Annotated in this window: 22 protein-coding genes and 1 pseudogene; 14 read left to right on the forward strand and 9 right to left on the reverse strand. The window is 60.9% G+C overall.

What is annotated here, in order from left to right; translation table 11 throughout:
* Positions 1–38: 38 nt before the first annotated feature.
* Positions 39–1604 carry a phospholipase D family protein gene (locus tag HQ912_RS00070; RefSeq protein WP_047226157.1) on the forward strand — a complete coding sequence of 522 codons (1566 nt, stop codon included), beginning with the start codon at positions 39–41 and terminating at the stop codon, positions 1602–1604.
* 40 nt (positions 1605–1644) lie between these two features.
* Here HQ912_RS00070 and HQ912_RS00075 read toward each other — a convergent pair whose 3' ends face one another.
* Both HQ912_RS00075 and HQ912_RS00080 read right to left on the reverse strand, forming a co-directional pair.
* Positions 1645–2787, reverse strand: a complete 1143-nt coding sequence (locus HQ912_RS00075) for an MFS transporter (protein ID WP_047226158.1) — start codon at positions 2785–2787, stop codon at positions 1645–1647.
* Positions 2788–2974: 187 nt separating this feature from the next.
* Positions 2975–4468 carry an aldehyde dehydrogenase gene (locus tag HQ912_RS00080; RefSeq protein WP_107321363.1) on the reverse strand — a complete coding sequence of 498 codons (1494 nt, stop codon included), beginning with the start codon at positions 4466–4468 and terminating at the stop codon, positions 2975–2977.
* 232 nt (positions 4469–4700) lie between these two features.
* On the opposite strand from HQ912_RS00080, the gene HQ912_RS00085 reads away from it, so the two are divergent.
* Positions 4701–5063: a cupin domain-containing protein gene (locus HQ912_RS00085; protein WP_173406318.1), complete on the forward strand. Its 363-nt coding sequence runs from the start codon at positions 4701–4703 to the stop codon at positions 5061–5063.
* A gap of 121 nt (positions 5064–5184) precedes the next feature.
* On the opposite strand, the gene rpmG is transcribed toward HQ912_RS00085, so the two are convergent.
* Both rpmG and rpmB read right to left on the reverse strand, forming a co-directional pair.
* Positions 5185–5340 carry a 50S ribosomal protein L33 gene (gene rpmG, locus HQ912_RS00090; protein WP_003177274.1) on the reverse strand — a complete coding sequence of 52 codons (156 nt, stop codon included), beginning with the start codon at positions 5338–5340 and terminating at the stop codon, positions 5185–5187.
* Positions 5341–5351: 11 nt separating this feature from the next.
* Positions 5352–5585 (reverse strand): 50S ribosomal protein L28, encoded by a 234-nt coding sequence (gene rpmB / locus HQ912_RS00095; protein WP_003229474.1) that lies wholly within the window; start codon positions 5583–5585, stop codon positions 5352–5354.
* Between the two features lie 436 nt (positions 5586–6021).
* Between rpmB and HQ912_RS00100 the strand changes: the two genes are divergently transcribed.
* On the forward strand, positions 6022–7608 hold the full coding sequence (locus HQ912_RS00100; protein ID WP_076383090.1) for an ABC transporter substrate-binding protein: 1587 nt from the start codon (positions 6022–6024) through the stop codon (positions 7606–7608).
* Positions 7609–7742: 134 nt separating this feature from the next.
* Here the strand turns inward: HQ912_RS00100 and radC are convergent, their stop codons facing one another.
* Positions 7743–8417 carry a RadC family protein gene (gene radC / locus HQ912_RS00105; RefSeq protein ID WP_047226162.1) on the reverse strand — a complete coding sequence of 225 codons (675 nt, stop codon included), beginning with the start codon at positions 8415–8417 and terminating at the stop codon, positions 7743–7745.
* 145 nt (positions 8418–8562) lie between these two features.
* On the opposite strand from radC, the gene coaBC reads away from it, so the two are divergent.
* The 4 genes and pseudogenes from coaBC (at position 8563) to argB (ending at position 12819) form a co-directional block, all read left to right on the forward strand.
* A complete protein-coding gene (gene coaBC / locus HQ912_RS00110; RefSeq protein ID WP_047226163.1) occupies positions 8563–9771 on the forward strand; it encodes a bifunctional phosphopantothenoylcysteine decarboxylase/phosphopantothenate--cysteine ligase CoaBC in 1209 nt (402 codons plus the stop codon).
* A 5-nt stretch (positions 9772–9776) separates the two neighbouring features.
* Positions 9777–10232 carry a dUTP diphosphatase gene (gene dut / locus HQ912_RS00115; protein WP_173406319.1) on the forward strand — a complete coding sequence of 152 codons (456 nt, stop codon included), beginning with the start codon at positions 9777–9779 and terminating at the stop codon, positions 10230–10232.
* Between the two features lie 251 nt (positions 10233–10483).
* Positions 10484–11887, forward strand: a pseudogene (locus HQ912_RS00120) (phosphomannomutase/phosphoglucomutase); the annotation flags it as partial.
* A gap of 26 nt (positions 11888–11913) precedes the next feature.
* Complete coding sequence (gene argB, locus HQ912_RS00125) at positions 11914–12819, forward strand: acetylglutamate kinase (RefSeq protein ID WP_047226166.1); 906 nt, start codon at positions 11914–11916, stop codon at positions 12817–12819.
* Between the two features lie 161 nt (positions 12820–12980).
* Here the strand turns inward: argB and pyrE are convergent, their stop codons facing one another.
* Positions 12981–13625, reverse strand: coding sequence for an orotate phosphoribosyltransferase (gene pyrE, locus HQ912_RS00130; protein WP_047226167.1), 645 nt, complete (start codon positions 13623–13625; stop codon positions 12981–12983).
* Between the two features lie 82 nt (positions 13626–13707).
* Here pyrE and HQ912_RS00135 point away from each other — a divergent pair, with 82 nt between their 5' ends.
* Positions 13708–14487 carry an exodeoxyribonuclease III gene (locus HQ912_RS00135; protein ID WP_003177265.1) on the forward strand — a complete coding sequence of 260 codons (780 nt, stop codon included), beginning with the start codon at positions 13708–13710 and terminating at the stop codon, positions 14485–14487.
* 175 nt (positions 14488–14662) lie between these two features.
* On the opposite strand, the gene HQ912_RS00140 is transcribed toward HQ912_RS00135, so the two are convergent.
* Together HQ912_RS00140 and rph are read right to left on the reverse strand one after the other, a co-directional pair.
* Positions 14663–15031, reverse strand: a complete 369-nt coding sequence (locus HQ912_RS00140) for a DUF4870 domain-containing protein (RefSeq protein WP_047226168.1) — start codon at positions 15029–15031, stop codon at positions 14663–14665.
* 30 nt (positions 15032–15061) lie between these two features.
* The gene (rph, locus tag HQ912_RS00145; RefSeq protein WP_047226169.1) at positions 15062–15784 is read right to left on the reverse strand and encodes a ribonuclease PH; all 723 of its coding nucleotides are present in this window, start codon (positions 15782–15784) and stop codon (positions 15062–15064) included.
* A 280-nt stretch (positions 15785–16064) separates the two neighbouring features.
* Between rph and HQ912_RS00150 the strand changes: the two genes are divergently transcribed.
* The 6 genes from HQ912_RS00150 to HQ912_RS00175 all read left to right on the forward strand — a co-directional run bounded on the left by HQ912_RS00150 (position 16065) and on the right by HQ912_RS00175 (position 21360).
* Positions 16065–16928, forward strand: coding sequence for a YicC/YloC family endoribonuclease (locus tag HQ912_RS00150; RefSeq protein WP_047226170.1), 864 nt, complete (start codon positions 16065–16067; stop codon positions 16926–16928).
* A gap of 12 nt (positions 16929–16940) precedes the next feature.
* Entirely contained in the window at positions 16941–17561 is a 621-nt protein-coding gene (gmk, locus tag HQ912_RS00155; protein ID WP_047226171.1) for a guanylate kinase, read from the forward strand.
* Between the two features lie 166 nt (positions 17562–17727).
* Positions 17728–17991 (forward strand): DNA-directed RNA polymerase subunit omega, encoded by a 264-nt coding sequence (rpoZ, locus tag HQ912_RS00160; protein ID WP_003177259.1) that lies wholly within the window; start codon positions 17728–17730, stop codon positions 17989–17991.
* 60 nt (positions 17992–18051) lie between these two features.
* A complete protein-coding gene (gene spoT / locus HQ912_RS00165; RefSeq protein ID WP_047226172.1) occupies positions 18052–20157 on the forward strand; it encodes a bifunctional GTP diphosphokinase/guanosine-3',5'-bis pyrophosphate 3'-pyrophosphohydrolase in 2106 nt (701 codons plus the stop codon).
* 27 nt (positions 20158–20184) lie between these two features.
* On the forward strand, positions 20185–20565 hold the full coding sequence (locus HQ912_RS00170) for a RidA family protein (protein WP_003229509.1): 381 nt from the start codon (positions 20185–20187) through the stop codon (positions 20563–20565).
* Positions 20566–20619: 54 nt separating this feature from the next.
* On the forward strand, positions 20620–21360 hold the full coding sequence (locus HQ912_RS00175; RefSeq protein ID WP_076383093.1) for a hypothetical protein: 741 nt from the start codon (positions 20620–20622) through the stop codon (positions 21358–21360).
* A gap of 142 nt (positions 21361–21502) precedes the next feature.
* Here the strand turns inward: HQ912_RS00175 and HQ912_RS00180 are convergent, their stop codons facing one another.
* A complete protein-coding gene (locus HQ912_RS00180) occupies positions 21503–22360 on the reverse strand; it encodes an SDR family oxidoreductase (RefSeq protein ID WP_076383094.1) in 858 nt (285 codons plus the stop codon).
* Positions 22361–22530 lie beyond the last annotated feature (170 nt).

Consider the following 22530-nt stretch of genomic DNA (forward strand, 5'->3'; position numbering starts at 1 on the left):
CACAAGCCGATCAACGCAAACAAGCGGAACGAGCCTACGTGAGACCCAGACCCATCCTGCCTGTGCTCCTGCTAGTCGCCTCGCTGCTGGGCGGCTGTGCCAGTTTTGACATCACCCGCGAACCTTCCCAGGCGCTCCCGGCAACCGAATCTTCGTTCGGACGCTCGGTACAGGCCCAGGCCGCTCCACACGAGGGACGCTCGGGTTTCCGCCTGCTATCTGACAGTACCGACGCCTTCTCCGCCCGGGCCGAGTTGATCCGCAACGCCCAAAGCAGCCTGGATTTGCAGTACTACATCGTTCATGACGGCATCAGCACGCGAATGCTGGTGGATGAATTGCTCAAAGCCGCCGACCGCGGCGTACGCGTGCGCATCCTGCTGGATGACACCACCAGCGATGGCCAGGATCAGATCATCGCGACCCTCGCCGCTCATCCGCGGATCCAGATACGCCTGTTCAACCCACTTCATCTGGGGCGCGCCACCGGGGTAACCCGCAGCCTCGGGCGGCTGCTCAACCTCTCACTGCAACACCGGCGCATGCACAACAAACTTTGGCTGGCGGACAACAGCATGGCCATCGTCGGCGGTCGCAATCTGGGGGATGAATATTTCGACGCCGAACCCAACCTGAACTTCACCGACATCGACCTGCTTGGCGTTGGGCCGGTGGCCGAACAATTGGGGCACAGCTTCGACCAATACTGGAACAGCGCCCTGAGCAAACCCATCGAACAATTCCTGTCCCGTCGGCCAACCCCCAAGGATCTGGCCAACAGCCGCCTACGCCTGCAAGAGTCACTGGAGCAGACGCACAAGGAAAATCACGCGCTTTACCAGCAGTTGACCTCCTACCGGACCCAACCGCGCCTGGACATCTGGCGCAGGCAATTGATCTGGGCCTGGAACCAGGCGCTGTGGGATGCACCCAGCAAAGTACTGGCCAGGGATGAGCCTGACCCGCAGTTGTTGCTGACCACGCAATTGGGCCCGGAGCTGACGGGGGTCAGTGAAGAACTGATCATGATTTCGGCCTACTTTGTACCCGGCCAGCCAGGGTTGGTCTACCTGACCAGCCGCGCCGATGCCGGAGTGGCGGTGAGTCTTTTGACCAACTCCCTGGAGGCCACCGACGTACCGGCGGTGCACGGCGGTTACGCGCCGTATCGCAGGGCTTTGCTGCAACATGGGGTGCGGCTGTACGAATTGCGTCGCCAGCCCGGGGACACGGGTGGCAGCCCCCATTTGTTCTACAGCAAGTCCTACGGCGAATCGGACTCCAGCCTGCATAGCAAGGCGATCATCTTCGACCGGAAGAAATCCTTCATCGGCTCGTTCAATTTCGATCCGCGTTCAGTGCTGTGGAACACCGAAGTGGGGGTCTTGGTCGACAGTCCCGAACTCGCCGGCCAAGTGCGCGAACTGGCCTTGCAGGGCATGGCACCGGCCTTGAGTTACCAGGCCCGCCTGAAGGACGGGAAGCTGATATGGACCACCGAAGACAACGGCCAACTGCATGACCTGGACCGCGAACCCGGCAGTTGGTGGCGCCGCTTCAACGCCTGGTTCGCCACCACCGTTGGGCTGGAGCGAATGCTGTAGAAGCCCCGGGTTCAGCACGTTTCCCAAGGCTTCACTTTGTTCAGGCAGGTTGCGTGGCGCCAAACGCCCCTTGGCGCAACAACAGAACCACCAAGCCGAACGCTCCCGCGGCCATGAACAAGGGCAGCGCATGCCCACTGATCCATTGACTGCCCGCCCCCGCCGCCAGCGGGCCAATCAGACAACCGATCCCCCACAACTGGGCAATATGGGCGTTGGCCCGCACCAGTGCATCGTCGCGATAACGCTCGCCGATCAGGATCAGTGACAAGGTGAACAACCCGCCTGCGCTGGCGCCAAACAGCACCCACAGTGGCCAGATCAGCAAGGTATCGATCAGCAGTGGAACCGCCAGGCTCGACAGCATCAGCGCCACCGCACAGCCAGTGAACAACGACCGGCGCGACAGGCGGTCCGCAAGGGCGCCAATGGGCAACTGCAACAAGGCATCACCGACCACTACCGTGCTGACCATCGCCAGCGCAATGTCGGCGCTGAAGCCCTGACGCAAACAGTAAACCGGCAACAAGGTCAGGATCATTGCCTCGAACGCCGCGAACAACGATACCGCCCAGGCGATTGCCGGCAACCCACGACAAAACGCCCAGAGATCCTTGAAAGTGACGCTGCAGGCTTCACTGCTGGGCGCGCCGCTGCGCCCCAGCAACAGCAACGGCGAAACCAGCAAAAGACCGACACCCACCCAAAAGCCATAATCGTGATCAGTCCCCAGCGCGCCCAGCAGCAACGGACCAGACAACTGACTCAGGGCGTAGCTGCTGCCGTACAACGCCACCAACCGTCCGCGCCATTGTTCGATCACCAGTTGGTTGATCCAGCTTTCACCCAGAATGAACACCAGGGTCAGGACGACGCCGATCATCAGCCGCAGCACCAACCAGACCGGATAGCTGGGCAACAGCGCCAGCAACCCGATGGACACCGCCCCACCCCACAAGCACAAGCGCATCAACGCCGCCGTGCCGAACCGCGCCGCAAGCCGACTCGACACCTTGGCCCCGACCAGCACCCCAACGGCCGGCATGGCGGCCATCACCCCGATGGCAAACGAACCATAACCCCAGCCTTCCAGACGCAGCGACACCAGCGGCATGCTCACGCCCAGCGCCAAGCCGACACTCAGGACAGATGCCAACACGGCGAAATAGGTCGCCCAACGCATTTCCACGCTCCTGTGGATAGTTATCGATTTTCAGGCCCCACAAAACACTGTGGGAGCGAGCCTGCTCGCGATAGCGGCGCAACATTCAACAGAGTCGTCGACTGTCACACCGCTATCGCGAGCAGGCTCGCTCCCACAGGGGACCAGCACTGCATGCAGCCCCGAACAGGATCCGGGGCCGCCCCTGTCAGAGCTTGATCCAGGTCGCCTTCAGCTCGGTGTACTTGTCGAACGCATGCAGCGACTTGTCGCGGCCGTTACCCGACTGCTTGAAGCCGCCGAACGGTGCGGTCATGTCGCCGCCGTCATACTGGTTGACCCAAACGCTGCCAGCACGCAGCGCCTTGGCGGTCAGGTGAGCCTTGGAAATGTCCTTGGTCCATACCGCCGCGGCCAGGCCGTACGGCGTGTCGTTGGCAATCTGGATGGCCTCCTCGGCGGTATCGAAAGCGATGACCGACAACACCGGACCGAAAATCTCTTCCTGGGCGATTTTCATGGCGTTGCTCACCCCGTCGAAAATCGTCGGCTCGACATAGGTACCGCCGGTTTCTTCGAGGATCCGCTTGCCGCCGGCCACCAGCTTGGCGCCGTCGCTGTGACCGGCCTCGATGTAGGACAGCACGGTGTTCATCTGCTGGGTATCCACCAGGGCGCCGACATTGGTGGCCGGGTCCAGGGGGTTGCCAGGTTTCCAGCCCTTGAGCGCTTCAATCACCAGCGGCAGGAAGGTGTCCTTGATGGAACGCTCCACCAACAGTCGCGAGCCCGCGGTGCAGACTTCGCCCTGGTTGAAGGCAATGGCGCTGGCGGCGGACTCGGCGGCGGCTTGCAGGTCCGGGGCATCGGCGAACACGATGTTCGGGCTCTTGCCGCCGGCTTCCAGCCAGACACGCTTCATGTTGGACTCGCCCGAGTAAACCATCAGTTGCTTGGCGATTTTGGTGGAACCGGTGAACACCAGGGTATCGACGTCCATGTGCAGGGCAAGGGCCTTGCCAACCGTGTGGCCGTAGCCCGGCAGCACGTTGAGCACGCCCTTGGGAATACCGGCCTCCACTGCCAATGCGGCAATGCGGATAGCGGTGAGCGGGGATTTTTCCGACGGCTTGAGCACCACCGAGTTACCGGTGGACAGCGCCGGGCCGAGCTTCCAGCAGGCCATCATCAGTGGGAAATTCCACGGCACGATAGCGCCTACGACGCCCACCGGTTCACGGGTCACCAGGCCCAACTGATCGTGGGGGGTCGCGGCCACTTCATCGTAAATCTTGTCGATGGCTTCACCGCTCCAGCTCAACGCTTGAGCTGCACCGGGAACATCGATATTCAAGGAGTCGCTGATCGGCTTGCCCATGTCCAGGGTTTCGAGCAGCGCCAGTTCTTCGGCGTTCTGCTTGAGCAGGCCGGCAAAGCGAATCATGGTCGCTTTACGCTTGCTCGGCGCCAGGCGCGACCAGACACCGGAGTTGAAGGTGGCGCGGGCGTTTTCGACGGCACGTTGGGCGTCGGCGACGTCGCAACTGGCGATCTTGCCCAGCACACGGCCATCCACCGGGCTGAGGCAGTCAAAGGTTTCGCCGGACACCGCGTCGGTGTATTCGCCGTTGATGAAGGCACGGCCTTCGATGGTCAGGTCGCGGGCGCGTTGTTCCCAGTCGGCACGAGTCAGGGTGGTCATGCGAGTGTCCTCCTCTTATTGAGTAAGAACGCCACGCGATGCGCAGCGCTCCACGAATTCTGCCCAGCCGGCCTGTTTTCGGCGCGGGGCACCCGCCACCCTAAACCAGCGGCTGGTAATGTTTCAATATATTTGACACAACGCTGGCAAACGGCCTTGCGATGTTCGTTTTAATAAACATAGACTTTGGCTCTTCCAGCCATTCGCGCCGTCATTACCGGAGAATTGCCGCATGAGCATCCAGGACATCGTCGATTTCAGTCAGGCCAGTACCACCGCCGAACGCTATCGCCCGGACGCAGCCAAGGTACTCAAGGGTGATCCCGAACAAACGGTGTTCAACCACTACAGCAGCCCTTGCGGGCAAATGAATGCAGGCGTGTGGGAAGGCGCGGTCGGCCAGTGGACGGTCAACTACACCGAACATGAATACTGCGAGATTGTCCAGGGCGTTTCCGTGCTGCGGGACAATGATGGCAATGCCAAGACCCTGCGGGCCGGCGACCGCTTCGTGATCCCGGCGGGGTTCACCGGCACTTGGGAAGTGTTGGAGGCGTGCCGCAAGATTTATGTGGTGTTTGAACAGAAGATTTGAGGATTTGCATCGTTAGACCTGGCCTGCTCGCGATGAGGCCCCAATAGGCAACAAAAATCCGGCAACAAAAAAGGCCCGTATCTTGCGATACGGGCCTTTTTCGTAAGTAGGGAAAAATCAATTACTTGATTTTGCCTTCCTTGTAGATCACGTGCTTGCGAACAACCGGATCATATTTCTTGATCTCGATTTTGTCCGGGGTAGTACGCTTGTTCTTGTCGGTAGTGTAGAAGTGACCAGTACCGGCGCTCGAGATCAAACGAATCAATTCACGCATGATTAGCTCCCTTAAATCTTGCCATCGCGGCGAAGTTCGGCGAGCACGACACTGATGCCACGCTTGTCGATGATACGCATGCCTTTGGCAGATACGCGCAGACGCACAAAACGTTTCTCTTCTTCAACCCAGAAGCGGTGATGCTGCAGGTTCGGCAGGAAACGACGACGGGTTTTGTTGTTTGCGTGGGAAATGTTATTCCCAGTCACCGGACCCTTACCGGTAACTTGACAGACTCTCGACATGCCTCAGCCCTCTAAAACCACATGCCCAACCCGGCATGGGTTGGCCGCTTAATCTCTCAGTCATTTGGCGCCAGGCGCCGCGTTTCTTTAAGGGTCTTACCGGCTACACCTACAGTGAAGGAACCGGGCCCCTAGAAAAGAGCGCTGCTTTATACCAGAAAGACCACAGTGCAACAACTGCCGGTGTGATTTGTCTTCGTTGGAAAGCGACGCGTAACGCCCCCGAACGGCTGGGGCACAGGCTGGCGCCGCCTTTGACCGCTCGTCGCTGCAGGCCGGTTTTTTTAACCGATGCCGAGCTTGAGCCGTTAATACAGCGCCGCAGGGTGCCGGAAAATGCAAAAAGGGGATAGTTATTTTCCAACGAGGCCACTAGGGTAGGTCTTTTCCAGACTGCACATGCAGATGGGCCTTCGACTTGCACAGGAAACCGACCATGCGCCTCGCTGCCCTCCCACTGTTGCTCGCCCCTCTGCTGATCAGCCCGCTGGCCCAGGCCGCCGCCCTGAGCGTTTGCACCGAGGCCAGCCCGGAAGGATTCGATGTCGTTCAGTACAATTCGCTGACCACCACCAACGCATCCGCCGACGTGCTGATGAATCGCCTGGTGGATTTCGACACCGCCAGCGGCAAGGTCATCCCCAGCCTCGCCGAGAGCTGGGAAGTCTCGTCCGATGGACTGACCTACGTGTTCAAGCTGCGCCCCCAGGTCAAATTCCACCGGACCGAATACTTCACGCCGCGCCGCGATCTGACCGCCGAGGACGTCAAGTTCAGCTTCGAACGCATGCTTGACCCGGCAAACCCTTGGCACAAAATCGCCCAGAGCGGTTTCCCCCACGCCCAGTCCATGCAGCTACCGAGCTTGATCAAGAAAATCGACGCGCTGGACCCGCTGACCGTGCGCTTCATCCTCGATCATGCGGATTCGACCTTCCTGGCCACCTTGAGCATGGGCTTTGCCTCCATCTATTCGGCCGAATACGCCGATCAGCTGATGAAAGCCGGCACGCCAGAAGCACTCAACAATCAGCCCATCGGCACAGGCCCGTTCATTTTCAACCGGTTCCAGAAAGACGCTTCGATTCGCTACAAGGCCAACCACGACTATTTCGCCGGCAAGCCCCAGGTGGATCCGCTGATCTTCGCCATCACGCCGGACGCGAATGTGCGCCTGCAAAAACTGCGGCGCAACGAATGCCAGATCGCCCTGTCACCCAAGCCGCAGGACGTCCAGGCCGCCAGGCAGGAGCCGACGTTGAAAGTGGCGCAGACCGACGCCTTCATGACCGCGTTCGTGGCGATCAACAGCCAGCACCCGCCCTTCGACAAGCCCGAGGTTCGACAAGCCGTCAACCTGGCCTTCGACAAGGCCAGCTACCTCAAGGCCGTTTTCGAGGGCACCGCCGAAGCGGCCAAGGGCCCCTACCCTCCGAACACCTGGAGCTACGCCAAAAACTTGCCCGGTTACGCCCATGACCCGGCCAAGGCCCGTGATCTTCTGGCCAGGGCCGGTTTGAAGGACGGCTTTCAGACCACCATCTGGACCCGCCCTTCCGGCAGCCTGCTGAACCCCAACCCCAGCCTGGGCGCGCAGCTGCTGCAGGCCGACCTGGCGCAGATCGGCATTCAGGCCGAGATCCGCGTGATCGAATGGGGCGAGCTGATCCGTCGCGCCAAGGCCGGCGAACATGACTTGCTGTTCATGGGCTGGGCCGGTGACAACGGTGACCCGGACAACTTCCTCACGCCGCAGTTTTCCTGCGCGGCACTCAAGTCCGGCACCAACTTCGCCCGTTATTGCAACCCGGACCTGGATAAAGTGATCAGTGCCGGCAAAACCACGAGCGAGCAGGGCGTGCGCACCAAACTCTATGAGCAGGCCCAGGCGCAGATCCAGCAACAGGCCCTGTGGCTGCCCCTGGCGCACCCGACCGCGTTCGCCCTGACCCGCAAGGATGTGCAGGGTTACTCGGTCAGCCCGTTTGGGCGGCAGGATTACTCCAAGGTCAGTATCAAGTAACCACTGCCAGCCCCCCCTGTGGGAGCAAAGCTTGCTCGCGATGACGTCGTTACATACAACACTTCCGTTGGCTGTAAAACCGCTATCGCGAGCAAGCTTTGCTCCCACAAGGGATTATTCAAGCCTGACCGTGGCTACATCCACCCATACTCCGCCATGGACAGCGGCTCACCATCGCCGACGATGAAGTGGTCGAGCACCCGCACATCGATCAACTCCAGTGCTTCCTGAAGCCGCTCAGTGAGTACCCGGTCGGCCTGGCTGGGCTCGGTGTTGCCGGAGGGGTGGTTGTGGCACAGGATCAACGCTGCGGCGTTATGGGCCAGGGCGCGCTTGACCACCTGCCGGGGATAGACACTCGCACTGTCGATGGAACCGCGAAACAGCGCCTCATACGCCAGCACCCGATGCCGGGAATCGAGGAACAGACATCCAAACACTTCATGAGGCTCGTGACGCAACATGGCCTTGAGGTAGTCCCGCACGGCCAGCGGACTCTCCAGCACCGATTCCCGCCGCAAATTTTCGGCCAGATGCCGACGCCCCATCTCCAGCACGGCCTGCAACTGCGCGAATTTCGCCGGGCCCAGCCCCAGATGTGCGTTGAAGGTACGCAGATCAGCCTCGAGCAAAACCCGCAGGCCACCAAATTGATGCAGCAGATGTCGCGCCAGGTCCACGGCGCTTTTACCCGACACACCCGTGCGCAAGAAAATCGCCAAAAGCTCGGCGTCCGAAAGACTCGCCGATCCCAACTCCAGTAACCTCTCCCGTGGCCGCTCGGCCACCGGCCAGTCGCGAATACTCATAGCATCTCCCTGATTGTGGGCGCCGCTGTTCCGTAGCGGTCGCTGTGATATCGTAGCCCATCTTTTTTGCAGGCGATTTGCACCCAGGCAGGCTGCTGCCGTGGGGTTCGTCCTGCACTGACCATTGAAATCGAAAGGCAGGCCTATGCAGCGGCTGTATCGGAAACGCATCGTTCTGGGCGTCGGCGGCGGCATTGCCGCCTACAAGAGCGCCGAGCTGGTCCGCAGGCTTATCGACCAGGGCGCGGAAGTACGGGTCGTCATGACTCGCGGCGGCAGTGAATTCATCACCCCGCTGACCATGCAGGCCCTGTCCGGGCACCCGGTCCACTTGGATCTGCTCGACCCGGCGGCCGAAGCCGCCATGGGTCATATCGAACTGGCCAAGTGGGCCGACCTGGTGCTGATCGCCCCAGCCACGGCCGACCTGATCGCCCGCCTGGCCCAAGGCATCGCCGATGATTTGCTGACCACCCTGGTGCTCGCCACCGACGCCGTGGTTGCCCTCGCGCCAGCCATGAACCAGGCCATGTGGCGCGATCCGGCCACCCAGGCCAATCTGCAATTGCTCCAAAGCCGCGACCTGAAAGTCTTTGGCCCGGCTTCCGGCAGCCAGGCCTGCGGCGATGTCGGCATGGGACGCATGCTCGAAGCCAACGACCTGGCCCAGTGCGCCGCCGACTGCTTCCAGCGCCAGGCACTGACCGGCAAGCATGTGCTGATCACCGCCGGACCGACCCAGGAAAACATCGACCCGGTGCGCTACATCACCAACCACAGCTCCGGGAAAATGGGCTTCGCCCTGGCCGAAGCCGCCGTGGAAGCCGGCGCCCGGGTCACGCTGATCACCGGCCCCGTGCATTTGCCAACCCCTGATCGGGTGACCCGCATCGACGTGGTCAGCGCCCGGGACATGCTGGCGGCCTGCGAAGCGGCTATCCCGTGCGACCTGTTCATCGCCTCGGCGGCGGTGGCGGACTACCGCCCCGAAGTAGTCGCCCCGCAAAAACTTAAGAAAGACCCTACGAGCGGCGACGGCCTGCTACTACAAATGGTGCGCAACCCGGACATTCTCGCGACCATCGCCACCCGCCCGGACCGTCCGTTCAGTGTCGGCTTCGCCGCCGAAACCGAGCACCTGCTCGATTACGCCGCGCGCAAGCTCAAGGACAAGAACCTGGACTTGATCGTCGCCAACGACGTCGCCAACCCGAGCATTGGCTTCAACAGCGAAGAAAACGCCTGCAGCGTGATCGACCGCCAGTTGCATGCCACCCTTTTCGCCCAGACCAGCAAGAGCAAGATTGCCCGCCAGCTGATCACTTTTATCGCCGAACGGCTGAACCAGGTTTAATTGACATGCACGCTCTACAAGCCAAGATCCTCGACCCTCGCATCGGCACCGAATTCCCGCTGCCGCATTACGCCACACCGGGTTCCGCCGGCCTCGACCTGCGGGCCATGCTCAAGCAGGACACCGTCCTGGAGCCCGGCCAGACCCTGCTGATCCCAACCGGCCTGTCGGTGTACATCGGCGACCCAGGCCTGGCTGCGTTGATCCTGCCGCGCTCGGGCCTGGGCCATAAGCATGGCATCGTACTGGGCAACCTGGTGGGCCTGATCGACTCCGATTACCAAGGCGAACTGATGGTGTCGTGCTGGAACCGTGGTCAAACGGCATTCAACATCGCCGTGGGCGAGCGCATCGCCCAACTGGTGCTGGTACCGGTGGTCCAGGCGCACTTCGAACTGGTGGATGAATTCGACGAGAGCCAGCGCGGCGCTGGTGGCTTCGGGCATTCCGGCAGCCACTGATCCAGCTGTTTCAGGCCGGGCGCCTTGCCCGGCCCCTTTATTAAGCTTCTGTTTCAGGACGAAAAATGCCCACAGGCTGGCTACAAGGTTTCCCACTTGGAATCAATGTATTAGGCGATAGAGGCGAGGTAACGCTGTCTCATGGCACTTTCCCACCACGAACTCTCTGCCAAAAACGCCGTCATACCCTTCAGTTTGAGCCTGCCGACGCGAACCGTCGGCCTGTCCAGTCATCTTCCTGATAGAGCGCCCCGCCCATGAACACCCCAGCCGCAATCGCCCCAATTTTTCCTGACAGCATCTTCCGCGCCTACGACATCCGTGGCGTGGTACCGGAGACCCTCACCGCCGAAACCGCCTATTGGATCGGCCGCGCCATCGGCTCCCAGAGCCTGGCCCAGGGTGAACCGAACGTGTGCGTCGGTCGCGATGGTCGCTTGTCCGGCCCCGAGCTGGTTGAACAATTGATCAAAGGGGTTGCCGACAGTGGTTGCCATGTCAGCGACGTGGGCCTGGTGCCGACGCCAGCGCTGTACTACGCCGCCAACGTGCTGGCCGGTAAATCCGGCGTGATGCTCACTGGCAGCCACAACCCGTCGAACTACAACGGCTTCAAGATCGTCATCGCCGGCGACACCCTCGCCAACGAGCAGATCCAGGCCTTGCACACCCGCCTCAAGACCAATGACCTGAGCAGCGGCCAGGGCAGCGTCACCAAGGTGGACATCCTGGAGCGCTACAACGATGAAATCGTCAAAGATGTGAAGCTCGCCCGCCGCCTGAAAGTGGTGGTCGATTGCGGCAACGGCGCCGCTGGCGTGATCGCCCCACAACTGATTGAAGCCCTGAACTGCGAAGTCATCCCGCTGTTCTGCGAAGTGGACGGCAACTTCCCCAACCATCACCCGGACCCGGGCAAGCTGGAAAACCTGCAAGACCTGATCGCCAAGGTCGAGGAAACCAACGCCGACCTGGGCCTGGCCTTCGACGGCGACGGCGACCGCGTGGGCGTGGTCACCAACACCGGCAGCGTCGTGTTCCCGGACCGCTTGCTGATGCTGTTCGCCCGTGACGTGGTGGCGCGCAATCCGAACGCCGAAATCATTTTCGACGTTAAATGCACCCGCCGCCTGGTGCCGCTGATCAAGGAATACGGCGGTCGCCCACTGATGTGGAAAACCGGCCACTCGTTGATCAAGAAGAAAATGAAAGAGAGTGGCGCCCTGCTGGCCGGCGAAATGAGCGGCCACATCTTCTTCAAGGAGCGCTGGTTCGGTTTCGACGACGGCATCTACAGCGCCGCACGCCTGCTGGAGATCCTCAGCAAAGAGAAATCCACGGCCGAAGAGCTCTTCGCGACCTTCCCGAACGATATTTCTACGCCGGAAATCAATATCCATGTGACCGAAGAGAGCAAATTCAGCATCATTGATGCACTGCACGACGCTCAATGGGGCGAAGGGGCCGAACTGACCACCATCGATGGTGTGCGGGTCGACTATCCCCAAGGCTGGGGCCTGGTTCGCGCATCCAACACCACGCCGGTGCTGGTGCTGCGTTTCGAAGCCGACAACGAAGCCGAACTGCAGCGCATCAAGGATGTGTTCCACACCCAACTCAAACGTGTTGCACCTGATCTTCAACTACCGTTCTGATTTTTGAAGCACCACCGGAGCCCTGAATGACCCTCGAACGCGAAGCCGCCGCCAATACCGCCAAGGTCCTGTCCGAAGCGTTGCCTTATATCCGACGCTATGTCGGCAAGACCCTGGTGATCAAATACGGCGGCAACGCGATGGAAAGCGAGGAGCTGAAAACCGGCTTCGCTCGCGACATCGTGCTGATGAAGGCTGTGGGCATCAACCCGGTGGTCGTTCACGGTGGTGGCCCACAGATCGGCGACCTGCTCAAGCGCCTGTCGATCGAGAGCCACTTCATCGACGGCATGCGCGTCACCGACGCGCAGACCATGGATGTGGTGGAGATGGTCCTCGGCGGCCAGGTCAACAAGGACATCGTCAACCTGATCAACCGGCATGGTGGCAGCGCCATCGGCCTGACAGGTAAAGACGCCGAGCTGATCCGGGCGAAGAAACTCACCGTTACCCGCCAGACGCCGGAGATGACCCAGCCGGAAATCATCGACATCGGCCATGTGGGCGAAGTGGTCGGCATCAACACCGACTTGCTGAACCTGCTGGTCAAGGGCGACTTCATCCCGGTAATCGCGCCCATCGGCGTCGGCGCCAACGGTGAGTCGTACAACATCAACGCCGACCTGGTGGCAGGCAAGGTTGCCGAAGCACTGAAAGCGGAAAAGCTGATGCTGCTGACCAACATCGCCGGCCTGATGGACAAGACCGGCAAGGTCCTGACCGGATTGTCGACTCAACAGGTCGATGAACTGATCGCCGACGGCACCATCTACGGCGGCATGCTGCCGAAGATCCGCTGCGCACTGGAAGCGGTCCAGGGCGGCGTTGGCAGCTCCTTGATCATCGACGGCCGGGTACCGAATGCGATCCTGCTGGAGATCTTCACCGATACCGGCGTGGGTACGTTGATCAGCAATCGCAAGCGTCCGTAAGCGACACCCCATGAAAAAAGACCCCGCTCAGCCAGACTGAGCGGGGTCTTTTTTTACGCACTGTAGGAGCGAGCTTGCTCGCGATAGCGGTGATTCAGCCAACATGAATGTTGAATGGCTATCGCGAGCAGGCTCGCTCCCACCAGGGAATGTGCAAATCTTTAAACGCCGAACTGCGCCCGATAAGCCTCAACCGCCGGCAAATGCTGCTTGAGCTGCGGGTCGTCGGCCAAAAACTCCAGCACCTGGGTCAGCGACACGATGCTGACCACCGGAATGTTGAAGTCACGCTCCACTTCCTGGATCGCAGACAACTCACCGTTGCCGCGCTCTTGGCGATTCAGGGCGATCAGCACACCGGCGGCCTTGGCGCCTTCCTGGGAACCGATGATCTGCATCACTTCACGAATGGCGGTGCCGGCGGTGATCACGTCGTCGATGATCAGCACTTCACCGGTCAGCGGCGCGCCCACCAGGCTGCCCCCTTCACCATGAGCCTTGGCTTCCTTGCGGTTGAAGCACCAGGGCAGGTCGCGGCCGTGGTGTTCGGCCAGGGCGACCGCAGTGGTGGCGGCCAGAGGAATGCCTTTGTAGGCCGGGCCGAACAGCACGTCGAACGGAATGCCGCTCTCGACAATGGCCGCCGCATAGAAACGGCCCAGTTGCGCCAGGGCGGCACCGGTGTTGAACAGGCCGGCATTGAAGAAGTACGGGCTCGTGCGGCCGGACTTGAGGGTGAACTCACCGAAGCGCAAAACGCCGCGATCGATGGCAAAACGAATGAAATCGCGCTGATACGCCTGCATGAAAAAAGCCCCAAATACCACGGATTTAGCTAAATAGGTACACGCCGTGTATCATACACGCACGTGATTTTTGGGGCCATTTATGCGGATCATCAGTGTGAACGTCAATGGTATTCAGGCTGCAGTGGAGCGAGGGTTGCTCAGTTGGCTGCAAGCACAGAATGCCGACGTCATCTGCCTGCAGGACACCCGCGCCTCCGCCTTTGAACTGGACGATGCAGCCTTCCAACTGGATGGTTACTTCCTTTATGCCTGCGATGCCGAAGTCCCCGCCCAGGGTGGCGTGGCTTTGTACTCGCGGCTGCAACCGAAGGCTGTCATCAACGGTCTCGGTTTCGAGACGGCGGACCGCTACGGGCGCTACCTGCAGGCCGATTTCGACAAGGTCAGCATCGCGACCTTACTGCTCCCTTCGGGGCAGAACGGCGATGAAGATTTGAATCAGAAATTCAAGTTGATGGACGACTTCGCCCGTTATCTGGATAAACAGCGGCGCAAACGTCGCGAGTACATCTATTGTGGCTCGCTGTACGTGGCGCAACAGAAGCTGGATATCAAGAACTGGCGCGACAGCCAGCAATCCCCGGGTTTCCTGGCGCCGGAACGGGCCTGGATGGACGAGATTGTCGGCAACATGGGCTATGTTGACGCCCTGCGGGAAGTCAGCCGTGAAGGCGACCAATACAGCTGGTGGCCAGACAACGAACAGGCCGAGATGCTCAACCTCGGCTGGCGTTTCGACTACCAGTTGCTGACGCCTGGTCTGCGCCGCTTCGTGCGCAGCGCTCGCCTGCCGCGCCAGCCACGCTTCTCGCAGCATGCGCCACTGATCGTGGATTACGACTGGACGCTGACGATCTGAGTGTCGTTTCGCAGCCACAAAAAAACCGACAGCCATGTCGGTTTTTTTGTGAGCAACCCTTTCTACTGTGGGAGCGAGCCTGCTCGCGATGGCGGTGGGTCAGCCAACATTTGTGTTGAATGATGAACCGCTATCGCGAGCAGGCTCGCTCCCACAAGTGGTTACTCGTTGATCGTTATTTGACCAGCCGCCAGGTAAACGGATACCGATACGGCTGCCCTTCATTGGCCTTCACCCCACCGATGATGGTCAGCACCAGCGCACCGATAGCCACCAGCCCGAACAGGAAGAAGCCGATCACCACGATCATCAGGAGCAGGCTGATCGCCGAGGCAATTGCCACAGTGATCTGGAAGTTCAGCGCTTCCTTGCCTTGTGCATCGATGAACGGGTCAGTCTCGCGCTTGAGCTGCCAGAGCACCAACGGACCGATCAGCGTACCGAACGGAATCCAGATGCCCAACAAGGCGGACAAGTGACAGAACATCGCCCATTGGCGCGCCTCCTTGCTGGGCTGGGGCAGTAGGGTTTGCTCATCACTCATGACGTTCTCCTTGTCTGAAGCGCGAAACGATCAGTCAGCCAGTGCGGCTTTTTGCAGTTCGAAAATCTCGTTCATGCCTTTCTTTGCCAATTCCAGCATAGCGCTCAATTCTTCCGGCTGGAACGGCGCGCCTTCGGCGGTGCCCTGGATTTCGATGAAGCCGCCGGCGCTGGTCATGACCACGTTCAGGTCGGTCTCGGCGGCGGAGTCTTCCAGGTAGTCCAGGTCCAGCACCGGCTCGCCCTGGTACATGCCCACGGAGACCGCAGCGATCATCTGCTTGAGCGGATCGCCGCCCTTGAGGCCGCCACGCTTCTTGATCACTTTCAAGGCATCGGCCAGTGCGACCATGGCGCCGGTGATGGACGCGGTGCGAGTGCCGCCGTCAGCCTGGATCACGTCGCAATCGACATACAACGTCACGTCACCGAGCTTGGACATGTCCAGCGCGGCGCGCAGCGAACGGCCGATCAGACGCTGGATTTCCAGGGTACGTCCGCCCTGCTTGCCGCGGCTGGCCTCGCGCTGGTTGCGCTCACCGGTGGAGCGCGGCAGCATGCCGTATTCGGCGGTCAGCCAGCCTTGACCCTGGCCCTTGAGGAACCGTGGCACACCGTTTTCGACGCTGACGGTGCAGATGACTTTGGTATCACCGAATTCGACCAGTACAGATCCCTCGGCGTGTTTGGTGTAGTTGCGGGTAATGCGGATCGAGCGAAGCTGATCGGCAGCGCGACCACTTGGACGTTTCATAGGGAACACCTGTACAGAGGACGGAAAACTGCCGAGCATTATAGAGCCGTGGGCCGCCATAGGGCAGTTTAAACGTCGCGCGGTTCCAAAAAACCGCTGCAACGAGCCAAGCCCCTTTGACCTCTGACCGACGAGCCGCAGCGCTTTGTCACATGCACGGTTTGGGGGCATGCACCTCACTGCGCTACAATCCTGCGCCTTTGCTGCCCTTCGGCTTTTATCCACAGATACCAGGCGCTACGACTAACCGTTGCGTCCGCCTGCATTGCGAGGAATCTCCATGGTGCACAGCATGACCGCCTTCGCCCGCGTCGAGAAAGCCGGCATCCAAGGCACGCTGAGCTGGGAACTGCGCTCGGTCAACAGCCGCTACCTGGAGCCGCACCTGCGCCTGCCCGAATCCTTTCGCGACCTTGAAGGCAGCGTGCGTGAAGCCCTGCGCCAGGGCCTGTCCCGGGGCAAGCTGGAATGCACCCTGCGCTTCACCGAAGAAAGCACCGGCAAGGCCTTGCAGGTGGACCGCGAGCGCGCCGCGCAACTGGTGGCTGCCGCCGAAACCGTCGCCAGCCTGATCAAGCACCCCGCGCCTCTGAACCCGCTGGAAGTCCTGGCCTGGCCCGGCGTGCTGGTTGGTGATGCGAGCGACCCGCAGGCCCTGAATGCCGAAGCGCTGGCGTTGTTCAATCAAGGCCTGAAAGAACTCAAGGCCGGCCGCGAGCGCGAAGGCGCGGAACTGGCCCGGTTGATCGACGAGCGCCTGACTTCCATAGAGGAAGACGTCGTCACCCTGCGCGAACTGGTCCCGCAAATGCTCGCCACCCAACGTCAGAAAGTGCTCGACCGCTTCGTCGACATGAAGGCCGAGCTGGACCCGCAGCGCCTGGAACAGGAAATGGTCATGCTCGCGCAAAAAAGCGACGTGGCCGAAGAACTGGATCGCCTGAGCACCCACATCATTGAAGTTCGCCGGGTACTCAAATCCGGTGGTGCGGCCGGTCGCCGCCTGGACTTCCTGATGCAGGAACTCAACCGCGAAGCCAACACACTGGGCTCCAAAGCCTTCGACCCGCGCAGCACCCAGGCTGCGGTCAACCTCAAGGTGTTGATCGAGCAAATGCGCGAACAAGTGCAGAACATTGAGTAAGGCTAACCCGACATGACCCACAGCACCGGCACTCTCTACATCATTTCCGCGCCCTCTGGCGCCGGCAAGACCAGCCTGGTCAAGGCGCTGATCGACGCCGAGCCGCAGATCCGCGTCTCGGTCTCGCACACCACCCGCGCCATGCGCCCGGGCGAAGTGGACGGGGTGAACTATCACTTCGTCGACCGCGAACAGTTCGTGAAAATGGCCGAGCACGGGGACTTCCTCGAGCGCGCCGAAGTCTTCGGCAACCTCTATGGCACCTCGCAAAGCTATCTGCAGCAAACCCTGGACGAAGGCCACGACCTGATCCTGGAAATCGACTGGCAGGGTGCCGAGCAGGTCCGCAAGCTGATGCCCCAGGCCCGTTCGATCTTTATCCTGCCACCGAGCCAGCAGGCCTTGCGCCAGCGCCTGACCAATCGCGGCCAGGACAGCGACGACATCATCGAAGGCCGGATGCGCGAAGCGGTCAGCGAAATGAGCCACTACGTCGACTACGATTACCTGATCATCAACGACGATTTCGCCCATGCGCTAGACGATCTGAAGGCGATTTTCCGCGCCAGCCAGCTGCAGCAGAAACGCCAGCAGCAACGTTTCGGTAAATTATTGGCCGAACTGCTGGGCTGAACAGCCCTTCCCAAAACCGCTGCGACGGCTTTACATTGGAGCTTGTAGCGGGTCGAGGGGCTGGTCAAAAAATCAGCGCTTCCCTAAACGCTGGCGTTTTTTTAAACTGTTGAGTCCGCTCGCCCAACCGGGCAGCGCGCATATTGCATTCGCTCCGAGGAATACCATGGCCCGCGTAACCGTTGAAGACTGCCTAGAACACGTGGAAAACCGCTTTGAGCTGGTCATGCTCTCTACCAAGCGTGCCCGTCAACTGGCCACCGGTGGCAAAGAGCCGTTGGTCCAGTGGGAAAACGACAAGCCTACCGTGGTAGCGCTGCGTGAAATCGCCGAAGGCCTGATGAGCTACGAGTTCATCGCCAACGCTGAAATCGTTGAAGACGAACCGCTGTTCGCAGCGTTCGAGGACGAGTCCAACGAGGCGGTCTAAGCCTATGCCTGGTCGACGTAGCACGGCGCGGGGTCACAGCAAACGGCAGGAGTCATTATCATGCCGAGCATAGACGCCCTCGCCGATCGCTTATCGGCCTACCTCGGCACGGACCAGGTCAACCTGGTCCGCCGAGCCTATTTCTACGCCGAACAAGCCCACGACGGCCAGCGCCGCCGCAGCGGCGAGGCGTACGTCACGCACCCGCTTGCGGTGGCGAACATTCTTGCCGACATGCACATGGACCATCAGAGCCTGATGGCGGCGATGCTGCATGACGTGATCGAAGACACCGGCATCGCCAAGGAAGCGCTGCAGGCGCAGTTCGGCGAAACCGTGGCCGAACTGGTCGACGGGGTCAGCAAACTGACCCAGATGAACTTCGAGACCAAGGCCGAGGCCCAGGCCGAAAACTTCCAGAAAATGGCCATGGCCATGGCGCGCGACATTCGCGTGATCCTGGTCAAACTCGCCGACCGCCTGCACAACATGCGAACCCTGGAAGTGTTGTCCGGTGAAAAACGCCGGCGAATCGCCAAGGAAACCCTGGAAATCTATGCGCCCATCGCCAATCGCCTGGGCATGCACGCGATCCGCATCGAGTTCGAAGACCTCGGTTTCAAGGCCATGCACCCGATGCGTTCGGCGCGGATCAACCAGGCCGTCAAGCGCGCCCGGGGCAACCGCAAGGAAATCGTCAACAAGATCGAAGAATCCTTGAGCCACTGCCTGACCATCGACGGCATCGAAGGCGAGGTCAGCGGCCGACAGAAACACCTCTACGGCATCTACAAGAAGATGCGCGGCAAGCGTCGGGCCTTCAACGAGATCATGGACGTCTACGCGTTCCGGATCATCGTCGACAAGGTCGATACCTGCTACCGCGTACTGGGCGCTGTACATAATTTGTACAAACCATTGCCTGGGCGCTTCAAGGACTACATCGCGATTCCCAAGGCCAACGGCTACCAGTCGCTGCACACCACACTCTTCGGCATGCACGGCGTACCGATCGAAATCCAGATCCGCACCCGTGAAATGGAAGAGATGGCCAACAATGGCATCGCTGCGCACTGGCTGTACAAGTCCAGCGGCGACGAACAACCCAAGAGCACCCACGCCCGGGCCCGCCAGTGGGTCAAAGGCGTGCTGGAAATGCAGCAGCGGGCCGGCAACTCCCTGGAATTCATCGAAAGCGTGAAGATCGACCTGTTTCCGGACGAGGTCTACGTTTTCACGCCCAAAGGCCGGATCATGGAGCTGCCCAAAGGCTCCACGGCGGTGGACTTTGCCTATGCAGTACACACCGACGTCGGCAACAGCTGCATCGCGTGCAGGATCAACCGCCGCCTGGCGCCGTTGTCCGAACCGCTGCAAAGCGGCTCCACGGTGGAAATCGTCAGCGCCGCCGGCGCGCGGCCAAATCCGGCATGGCTCAATTTCGTGGTCACCGGCAAAGCCCGCACACACATCCGCCATGCCTTGAAGCTACAACGCCGCTCTGAATCCATCAGCCTGGGCGAACGCTTGCTCAACAAAGTCCTCAACGGTTTCGACAGCTCCCTGGACAAGATCCCGGCTGAACGCGTGCAGATCATGCTCAGCGAGTACCGCCTGGAACTGATCGAAGACCTGCTGGAAGACATCGGCCTGGGCAATCGCATGGCCTACGTCGTCGCCCGCCGCCTGCTCGGCGAAGGCGAACAGCTGCCTAGCCCCGAAGGTCCCCTGGCCATTCGTGGTACCGAAGGCCTGGTGCTCAGCTATGCCAAGTGCTGCACGCCGATTCCTGGCGATCCGATTGTCGGCCATCTGTCCGCAGGCAAAGGGATGGTGGTGCACCTGGATAACTGCCGCAACATCAGCGAAATCCGCCACAACCCGGAAAAATGCATCCAGCTCTCCTGGGCCAAGGATGTCACCGGCGAATTCAATGTCGAGCTGCGGGTCGAACTGGAGCACCAGCGTGGCCTGATCGCCTTGCTGGCCAGCAGCGTCAACGCCGCCGACGGCAATATCGAAAAAATCAGCATGGATGAGCGCGATGGCCGCATCAGCGTCGTCCAACTGGTGGTCAGCGTGCACGACCGCGTGCACCTGGCCCGCGTGATCAAGAAGCTACGCGCCCTGACTGGCGTCATCCGTATCACTCGTATGCGTGCATAGCTCCCCATCCATTACAAGGAGTCATAAATGACCAAGACCGTTATCACCAGCGACAAAGCCCCGGCCGCCATCGGTACGTATTCCCAGGCAATCAAGGCGGGCAACACCGTGTACATGTCGGGCCAGATCCCGCTGGACCCGAAAACCATGGAACTGGTAGAAGGCTTCGAAGCCCAGACCGTGCAGGTGTTCGAGAACCTCAAGGCCGTGGCCGAAGCTGCCGGCGGTTCGTTCAAGGACATCGTCAAGCTCAACATCTTCCTCACCGACCTGAGCCACTTCGCCAAGGTCAACGAGATCATGGGCAAGTACTTCGACCAGCCTTACCCTGCCCGCGCCGCCATCGGCGTAGCAGCCCTGCCGAAGGGTTCGCAGGTTGAGATGGACGCCATCCTGGTCATCGAGTAACACGCCCGGCGCAGCCTCCCCCCGGCTGCGCCGTTTTCGTTTAAGGATTCCACCATGCGCAAAGCGCTTGCTCTTTCGCTGGCTGCCCTGCTGTTGGGCGGCTGCGCCAGCGACCCTGCCGACCGTGATATCAGCGGCACCTGGATCAACCAGGCGGCAATCGACGCCGCCGCCAAGGGCGGCCCGCTGCGCGAGGCGCTGCAGGCCTATGGCCCGAACCTGGAATGGGACGTCAACACCCGGGCCGGCCAGGCGCGTTACACCAACGGTTTCGAGAATGTCGAAGGCAAGCTGCTGGGCGAAGAAGACGGTGCGTGGAAAGTCGATTTCTACGGCAGCTCCGCCAGCGAACTGCAACGCGACGGCGACCAGTTGAACCAATCCGCCACCGAGAACGAGCCGCAGCAAGTGTTCGAGCGCGCCCAGGTCCAGGTGCCCGAGGGTGCGCCGCTGGGCGCCAGTTTCGAACGGGCGCTGTATACCGCTTATCTGGGCGGCACCTGGAACATCGTCAACGGCCCTGGCCAGGGCGCCAGCGTGCAGTTCCAACCCGACGGCCAGGTCAGCGGACTACCAGGCGCCGACCGCTACGCCCTGTGCCTGGCCGGCGACTGCGCGTCCATGAGCGGCGGCAACGACAACATCTGGCTGCAACAGAACGGCCAGGGCAACACCTGGATCTTCTCTCGCGACGGCAAGAAGCTGGAAATTTTCCAGACCGTGAATGCGGCACTGGCGGATGAAATGCCTTCGTTCACGCCGGGTGACCGGCAGTGGGTGTTGGAGAAGCAGTAAGTCGGACTCCCTGTGGGATCGAGCCTGTGGGAGCAAAGCTTGCTCGCGATGACGTCGTCACAGACAACACCTCTGTTGGCTGTAAAACCGCTATCGCGAGCAAGCTTTGCTCCCACCGTTTGTTTTTGGGGTGCTTAAAAGATCAGCAGCGCCCCTCCAGAATCGCCGCATACCCCTCACGAAAACTCGGATACCTCGGTGTCCAGCCCAAGGCCTTCGCCCGTGCATTGCTGCAGCGCTTGCTGCCGGCGCGGCGGACGCTGGCGTTTTCGGCCCATTGGGTGACGCCCATGTAATCACGCAGCCAACCCACCACCTCGGCCAGCGCGGCGGGAGTGTCGTCGACGCCGATGTAGCAGTCTTCCAGGGGCTTGCCCTGGCGGTCGGCTTCCAGCAGGAAGGCCAGCAGGCCCGCCGCGTCGTCGGCATGGATGCGGTTGGCGTAGAGGGGCGGATCTTCCACCACGCTATAGCCCTGGCGCACCTGGCTCAGCAACCATTCACGGCCCGGACCATAGATACCGGTCAGACGCACGCGGCTGGCCGGGATGCCGCTGTCGAGCGCCACCTGTTCAGCTTCGAGCATCAGCCGGCCGGAATAGCCACCGGCCACGGTGGGCGAGCTTTCATCGACCCACTCGCCACCCTTCTGTCCGTAGACGCTGCTGCTGGAGACAAAAAGCAGTCGTTTTGGCTGCTGTCCATGCTGCTTCAGCCAGCTCAACACATGCTGTAAGCCTTGGACATAAGCCGCGCGGTAACCCGCCTCGTCATGCTCGGTGGCGGCGACGCTGTACACCACGTAATCCAGTGGACCGGTGGGCCAATCAGCGGGACATTGCTCGTTGAACAAGTCCCCCGCTACCCCGACAACCCCGGCCGGCAGCTGCGAAACCGTACGGCGCAAGCCGTAGACCTGCCACTGCTCGGCCCGCAACTGACTCGCCAGGCGGCCACCGATATCACCGCAGCCGGCGATCAAAACAGAAGGCGCGGACATCAAAATCTCCTCTCGTAAAGCCGCAGACTAGCTGCCAGAGGGGACGAGCGGCTAGCAATGCAGGAAAAAAAGATACTGTATTACTTTTGTTAACAAGAATTACTTGCAATAATGCGAGCCAGTTTTGTTCTCGGCCCACGAGGCCTGGAAGAACATCAACCTTCTTTTTC

This window comes from Pseudomonas sp. MPDS, from assembly GCF_013283895.1.
Classification (GTDB): Bacteria; Pseudomonadota; Gammaproteobacteria; order Pseudomonadales; family Pseudomonadaceae; genus Aquipseudomonas; species Aquipseudomonas rhizophila.